Below are 6,540 nucleotides of genomic sequence, written 5' to 3' on the forward strand. Positions count from 1 at the left end.
GTCTGTCGCCCGGGGCCGCACCCGAGGTCCAGCACCCGTGGCGAGGCGGGAAGGAGCGGGCGCAGACGACGGAGCGCCTCGCGGGTGCAGTCATCACTGCCAGGGCCCTCGCGGGGCAGGTCCGTGTGGAGCAGGAACAAGGCGTCAGCGAGCATGCGTGGAACCTACCGCGCCTCGGGCCACGAGCCAGGCGTGGGGCCAACCCCGCTCGTCCGAGCCGACACGGTCCGCTTCACGGAGCCGTGTCGGCGGCCACCTTCGACTCCGACAGCAGGCGCGGCAGCTCCGCCGCCTTGATGGACTCCGACTCCTTCAGCCCGCCTCCGCAGCGCACCCCGCCCGCATGCTCGCGCGTGAGGGGGTCGCGGGAGAAGACGAGCAGACCCACCTCGCCCTCGGAACCGCGCCAGGGCAGCACATACAGCTGCTCGGCGTCCGCCCGCGTCTCCGGGTCGCGCAGCAGCGCCTGCACCAACTGGGCATCCGTCACTCCCGACTGGGACAAGCTCAGGGCCTGCCGGCACAGGCTCATGTAGTCCCGCTCCAGGATGTACGAGTTGAACCGCCACGAGCTCTCCACCAGCGGCTCGCGACTCGTGGCCAGCCAGCCCACGTGGTGCCCGATCCCCACCGTGGCCATGGTCGCGCTGAAGAGGAGCACGATGAGCGCCACCAGCGACACGCTCCAGCGCACGAGCCACGGGCGCGCGTCCGCCACCTCGGGGCGCAACTGCCGCCACAACCGGCGCAGGAAGAGGTGCGTGCCCACGCCCAGCACCGCGCTCACCGCCACCGTCTCGGCGATGGCGCCCCAGCGGAACGTCACCTCGGGGAGCACGTCCAGGAGGAACATGCACCAGCCCACCGCGAGCAGGATGGGCACCTGCATCAGCCACATCTGGCCCGTGCAGGTGAGGAGCGACAGCCCGAAGAGCGTGGCGAGCACCCAGCCCAGCACCTTGCTCACCGTCTTCACGGCGTGCCTCCCAGCGTGGCGTGGAGGGCCTCGAGGGGCACCTGGCGGATGTCCCCATCCGTGAAGAGCACCCAGCGCTCGCGACCGAAGAGGCCCGGCTCATAGGCCAGCGGCGCCGAGGGCGCGTCCGCCTTCTGCCCGCCCACGTAGATGAAGTGCATGCCCGAGCTGCCCAGCACCCGCCAGCGCTCCTCGGGGAGGCCCGGGGCCAGGTCGCTCGGAGGGAAGTGCTGTCCATGCTCGGCCGCGTAGGCCCACAGCGCCACGCGCAGCTCCTCGAGCCGCTGGCGCCGCGCCTGGAGCACCAGCTCCTTCGCCGGGGGCAGCGCCGTCTCGAGCTCGTAGGTGGTGCCCTTCTTCGTCCAGGCCCCGGGCGTCATCAGCTCGCGCCCGCCGGCAATCATGGAGAGGACGAGCTGGAAGCCGAGCCCCCAGAGGAACACCAGCGCCAGCGCCGCCCCGAAGCCGAGCCGAGGCAGGCGGGGCACGTCGCGCTGGAGCCGGTTCCACAAGGCCCAGACCGCGAGCGTCACCCCCAGGAAGACGAGCAGGAAGAAGGAGATGGCCTCGAAGCGCATCGAGGCGACTTTCGACAACACGAAGCTCGGCATCCCAGCCAGGGCGACGGCCGGGGTGAGCAGGAGCAGGGCGAAGGAGAGACGCGCGGTCACGGGCGACAGTCTGCCCCACCCGAGCTCCTCGCGACCATCCACCCCCCGCCCGACTCAGACGCGGAAGGGGCCCGAGTGGCCCTGGGGCCAGAGCACCCGGGGCTCCTCCCCTTCCCGCACGAGGGCGATGAGGGCTCCCTCCATCAAGTCCTCCTCGTCGAGCGCCTCGGCGATGGTGCGCACGGCCACGTCCACGTCCATCACATGGCAGAAGACATTCATGCGCCCGGGCTGCGTCTCGCCGCCCTCCACCTCGCCATTGCCCGTCCAGCCCAGCACGTCCGTGAGCAGCTCCTCCACCGCGTGGCGCTTCTCGAAGTCGTGCCCCGAGCCCTTGCCCTGCAGCGCGTACTGGATGACGAGCGGCGCCATGGCGTCCGGGTCCGGCTCGTCATAGCCCGCGTCCACCAACGACTCGGCCGCCTGGGCGAGGACCATGTCCGGGTCCTCGTCCGCGGGGGCGGGCGTCTCCTGCTCCTCGCCCGTCTGCCCGACGATGCCCGAGTGCACGGTGAGCTTTCCCTCGTGCACCCACGCCACCCAGTAGCGGAGGGTGTCGCCTTCCTTCTTGTAGAGCTTCAGCACGGGCGCACTCTACACGCGGGAGCCGCGCCGGCCCGAGTCAGAAGGCACGGCCCTGTCCACCATCCACCGGCACGGTGGCCCCCGTCACCCAGCGGGCCCGCTCCGAGCACAGGAAGACGACGACGTCGGCCACCTCCTCGGGCGTGCCGAAGCGGCCCCAGGGCAGCTCCTCGCGCACCATCTTCTCCACCTTCTCCGGCTGCGCCTGCCGCCGCCGGTCCCAGCTCCCCCCGGGAAAGAGGATGGAGCCCGGCGCCACCCCGTTGACGCGGATGCGGTGGCGCGCCAGGTCGATGGCCATCTCCTTGGTGAGCGCGGTGAGGCCCGCCTTGGCCGCCGTGTAGGGCGCGCTGGTGCCGTACTCGCGGCCGTAGATGGAGTTGATGTGGACGATGCACCCGCCACCCCGGGCCTTCATGACCTCCACCGCGTGCTGGGAGCACCACACGGCCGCCAGCAGGTTGCGGTCGAGCACGTCCTTCCACTGCGGCGCGGTGGCCACGTCGAAGGCGCCCGCACCGCCGCTGCCACCCACATTGTTGACGAGGAGGTCCAACGCCCCGAAGGCCCGCACCGCCGCGTCCACCGCCGCCGCGGCGCCCTCCGGGGTGGCCACGTCTCCGGCCACGGTGACCACCTCGGCCCCCGAGGCCCGGAGCGCCGCCGCCGTGGCCTCCAGCCCCTCCGCCCCGCGCGCGCTCAGACACACCCGAGCGCCCTCACGCGCCAGCGCCGTGGCGATGGCCCGACCAATGCCCCGGCTGCTGCCCGTGACGAGCGCGGCCCTTCCCTCGAGCTGCAAGTCCATGGGGCCCCTTCTACACCGGGTGAGGCATGCCAGGGGATGCAGCGCCTCCCCGCCCGCTTGGCGCTCAAAAGCCCAGTGTGCCCACCATCGACCGAAGCCGTGCCCGACATGACGTGAGCTGATGACTGTCGGATGCGCGGACTCGGGCTGGGACCCGTGCGCAGATGGGCCTTGCCTCCGTCGTCTCCACATTGTGGCCCTACGCGGCGCTGGTCGTGCGCCCGAGACACAGGAGCTGCACACGATGAGACACTGGCGTTCCCTTCCCGTCCTGCTGGCACTCGCCACGGGCTGCGGGGTTCCTCTCGATGACGCGCCCCCGCCGGGCGAACAGGAGTCCTCGCTGGAGCTGGGGGCCAGTGCCACCTGGGAGCCCTGCGGGACCACGGCCCGCCTGCTGGGGGATCTCGCGCCGGGCGTGACGGGCTCGGAGCCCGGGAACCTCGTGCGCGGGGAGAGCGTGCTCTTCTTCACCGCGGACGATGGTGTCCACGGCCGCGAGCTGTGGAAGAGCAGTGGCACGAGAGGCGCCGGCACCTTCCTGGTGAAGGACATCCACCCGGGCGCCGCTGGTGCCGAGCCCACCCACCTCACCGTGGTGGGCGACAAGACCTTCTTCGTCGCGGACGACGGCGTCCATGGCCGCGAGCTGTGGGTGAGCGATGGCACCACCGCCGGCACCTTCCTGGTGAAGGACATCCACCCCGCTCCCGAGGACCTCGGGCCGAGCGAGCTGCTGGAGTTCAAGGGGGTGCTCTACTTCGCCGCCAACGACGGCGTGAACGGGCGCGAGTTATGGCGCAGTGATGGCACGCCCGCGGGCACCTTCATGGTGGAAGACCTGAACAGTCTCGGCTCGTCCAGCCCGCGCCGCATGGTGCGCGCCCCGAATGCCCTCTACTTCGTGGGCAGCGTGGGCGAGGAGGTGAAGCTGTGGCGCAGCGTGGGCGTGCCCGGGGCCACCGCGATCCTCGAGCGCTTCGAGGACAACGTCATCTTCAGCCTGACGCCGGTGGGCTCGGACCTGCTCTTCTTCCTGGTGGACCCGGACGAGGGCGAGGCGGACATGTGGGTGACGCGGGGGACGCTCGCGAGCACGCACAAACTGCGCTTCTTCCCGGGCCGCTACCCGCATGACCTGACGGCCTTCAACGGCAAGCTCTACTTCAGCGCCGGGAGGGCCCGCTCGGATTCACCGGGGGACCCTCGGGGCGAGGAGCTGTGGGTGAGCGATGGCACGGAGTCCGGCACCAAGCGGCTCATGGACATCAACCCGGGGGCCGCCGACTCCTCGCCGGCCGGGCTGCGGGTGATGAATGGCAGGCTCTTCTTCGCGGCGGACGATGGGGTGCACGGGCGCGAGCTGTGGGTGAGTGATGGCAGGACGTCCGGGACGCATCTCGTCAAGGACCTCGAGCCAGGCGCGGCCGGCTCGTCGCCCACGGAACTGGCCCCCATTCAGGGCACGCTCTTCTTCAGCGCGGAGACGGCGGGGCGGGGCCGGGAGCCCTGGGTGAGCGACGGCACGGCGACGGGGACGGGGACGGAGACCGGGACGGGGACGCGGGCGCTGACGGAGATCGCCCCCGGTGCCATGGGCTCGGGCCCGAGCCGCTTCATCCGCTCCGGCTGGGACGTCTTCTTCACCGCCGAGGACGGCGCGCATGGCCGCGAGCTGTGGGCCCTGCCCTTCCGTCCCGGGGGTCGCTGCGGCCCGTAGTGCTCGCGGCCTGTGCTCCCGCCTGCCCCGAGTCCTTCAGCGGGCGGGCGGGGGAGCCCCTGACGGGGCGCCACCCGACCAGCGGACGGCCATCGGAGCGCGCGCCGCCACCGCGACCGGTGACTCCCGGGATTGCCCGCCTCACCGCGACGCCCCACGTTTGGCGACGAGAGGGGGAAGAGGAGTGTTCGCCATGCCTCGCGGAAACACCCGCCCCAACTACTTCACCTCCCGCACGCTCGTGGCGTACGCCGTCGCCTACGCCATCGCCGCGGCGGGAGTCGTGCTCGGCTTCCTCCTCAGGTCGGTGCCCTGGCTCGCCTTCGGCATCTGGCTGGCGGCGAGCCTCACGGTGCTCCTCATCGACCGGGCCGTCGTCGAGCGGGCCCCGCGCCAGGCACGGGAGGCCACCGAGAGCATCGGCGCGCTCTTCCAGGGCAGCCCCGCGGCGCTCGTCGTCATCGGCGTGATGGCGGTGGCCGCCCTGGTCGTCTCCTTCTCCGCCCACTGGTAGCGAAGAATTTTCGTCACAACCTCGTGGGGCGCCATCTGTGTTTGCACACAGAACGGAGCCCCTACATGACGCCCCAGTCCAACACCTCTGGTAGCAAGACCCTCGCGACGTACGCCATCGCCTACGCCATCGCCATCGCCTCCATCGTCACCGACATCCACCGCGGTGGCGTGCTCTTCACCCTCATCGGCTTCGCCACCTCCATCGTGCTGTCCGCGCTCGTCATCTACCGGATGGCCCGCGCGATGGCGGTCGGCCCGGCACCCGCGCGACTGGAGGCCGCTGTCATGGGCCTGCCCTCCAGTGCGCAAGCCGCGGCGGCCTGACGACTTCCGCCCCGCTCACTTCCCGGTGAAGGGAGGCACGGGCGGAGGCGGGAGCTGGAAGCTCCGTGGCGTCTCCGGCGAGGCCGGTCCCGCGCCACCGATGCCGCGCTGTTCCTTCCCCTCGGGCACGCGGATGGGCTGACCCACCTGCTGCTCCACCTCGCCGTTGTTGTTGATGGCGAAGCGGACCAGGGCACGCAGGACGCGGTTGCGCCGCACGTTGCCCACGACCTGCCGCAGATCCTCGTACACCGTTGGATCCTTGATGAGGCCTCCCAGCGAGCCCTCGCCCTTGGCCACCATGGCGGTGATCTGCTTGATGTCCGCCGCGGCGCTGCCCAGGTCCGCGAACATCGTGCCGGCGTCCCCGTAGAAGAGTTGATGGATGGCGCCGTTGGGGTTGTCCTTCGCGTCCTGGAGCAGGCTCGCGAGCTGCCCCGCCGCGGCGCCCAGCTCCCCCAGCGCCCGGGTGCCCTCGGTGCCGTAGATGAGCGAGTGCGCCGTGCCGTTGCCATTCTCCACCTCGTTGAGCATGGCCTCCACGTGGCCCACGGCCTTGTCCATCCGCACCGCCACGCGCGAGGCATTGTCCACCAGCCCCCGCACCTGCCGGCCCGTCTCCTTGTCATAGATGAGCGCATGCAGGGCGCCATCCCCCTGCTCCACTTCCTGGAGCAGCATCCGCAGGCTGTGCACGCTGGCCGCGACGTCCTCGGCCATCTGCGGGTCCGCGTACGCCTCCGCCGCCTTGCGCACCGTGCGGCTCACCGCCAACGTGTCCTCCATCACCTGCGTCGCCCCGCGCATGAGGGAGGACAGGTCGCCGCCCGTCGCGCCCGGAATCTCTCCGCCCTCTGGCACGGCGGCCGCGTCGAGCGAGCCGATGCTGATGTCCACCGCCTTGTCGCCCAGCACGCCCTGGCTGGCCAGGCGAGCCACC

Annotated in this window: 8 protein-coding genes; 3 read left to right on the top strand and 5 right to left on the bottom strand. The window is 71.4% G+C overall.

Going from position 1 to position 6,540, the window contains the following annotated elements; all coding sequences use genetic code 11:
• Positions 1-232 precede the first annotated feature (232 nt).
• Genes VF697_RS35815 through VF697_RS35830 form a run of 4 tightly spaced genes read right to left on the bottom strand, consistent with a single transcriptional unit; the run spans position 233 to position 3,040 of the window.
• Entirely contained in the window at positions 233-976 is a 744-nt protein-coding gene (locus VF697_RS35815) for a hypothetical protein (RefSeq protein WP_331102194.1), read from the bottom strand.
• On the bottom strand, positions 973-1,647 hold the full coding sequence (locus tag VF697_RS35820) for a hypothetical protein (RefSeq protein ID WP_331102196.1): 675 nt from the start codon (positions 1,645-1,647) through the stop codon (positions 973-975). Before VF697_RS35820 ends, VF697_RS35815 begins: the two co-directional genes overlap by 4 nt.
• A gap of 54 nt (positions 1,648-1,701) precedes the next feature.
• Positions 1,702-2,232, bottom strand: a complete 531-nt coding sequence (locus VF697_RS35825; RefSeq protein ID WP_331102198.1) for a hypothetical protein — start codon at positions 2,230-2,232, stop codon at positions 1,702-1,704.
• A gap of 37 nt (positions 2,233-2,269) precedes the next feature.
• On the bottom strand, positions 2,270-3,040 hold the full coding sequence (locus VF697_RS35830) for an SDR family NAD(P)-dependent oxidoreductase (protein WP_331102200.1): 771 nt from the start codon (positions 3,038-3,040) through the stop codon (positions 2,270-2,272).
• A gap of 244 nt (positions 3,041-3,284) precedes the next feature.
• Between VF697_RS35830 and VF697_RS35835 the strand changes: the two genes are divergently transcribed.
• The 3 genes from VF697_RS35835 to VF697_RS35845 all read left to right on the top strand — a co-directional run bounded on the left by VF697_RS35835 (position 3,285) and on the right by VF697_RS35845 (position 5,600).
• The gene (locus VF697_RS35835) at positions 3,285-4,760 is read left to right on the top strand and encodes an ELWxxDGT repeat protein (RefSeq protein WP_331102202.1); all 1,476 of its coding nucleotides are present in this window, start codon (positions 3,285-3,287) and stop codon (positions 4,758-4,760) included.
• A 193-nt stretch (positions 4,761-4,953) separates the two neighbouring features.
• On the top strand, positions 4,954-5,274 hold the full coding sequence (locus VF697_RS35840) for a hypothetical protein (RefSeq protein WP_331102204.1): 321 nt from the start codon (positions 4,954-4,956) through the stop codon (positions 5,272-5,274).
• Between the two features lie 65 nt (positions 5,275-5,339).
• Positions 5,340-5,600 (top strand): hypothetical protein, encoded by a 261-nt coding sequence (locus VF697_RS35845; RefSeq protein WP_331102206.1) that lies wholly within the window; start codon positions 5,340-5,342, stop codon positions 5,598-5,600.
• 15 nt (positions 5,601-5,615) lie between these two features.
• Here VF697_RS35845 and VF697_RS35850 read toward each other — a convergent pair.
• The coding region (locus VF697_RS35850) for an MCE family protein (RefSeq protein ID WP_331102208.1) at positions 5,616-6,540 on the bottom strand (925 nt) is incomplete at its 5' end.

This window comes from Archangium sp., assembly GCF_036388035.1.
Lineage (GTDB): Bacteria > Myxococcota > Myxococcia > Myxococcales > Myxococcaceae > Archangium.

Coding starts and splice junctions, on each gene's coding strand:
- VF697_RS35830 (WP_331102200.1), bottom strand. CDS start 3,040: ATGGACTTGCAGCTCGAGGGAAGGGCCGCGCTCGTCACGGGCAGCAGC.
- VF697_RS35835 (WP_331102202.1), top strand. CDS start 3,285: ATGAGACACTGGCGTTCCCTTCCCGTCCTGCTGGCACTCGCCACGGGC.
- VF697_RS35840 (WP_331102204.1), top strand. CDS start 4,954: ATGCCTCGCGGAAACACCCGCCCCAACTACTTCACCTCCCGCACGCTC.
- VF697_RS35845 (WP_331102206.1), top strand. CDS start 5,340: ATGACGCCCCAGTCCAACACCTCTGGTAGCAAGACCCTCGCGACGTAC.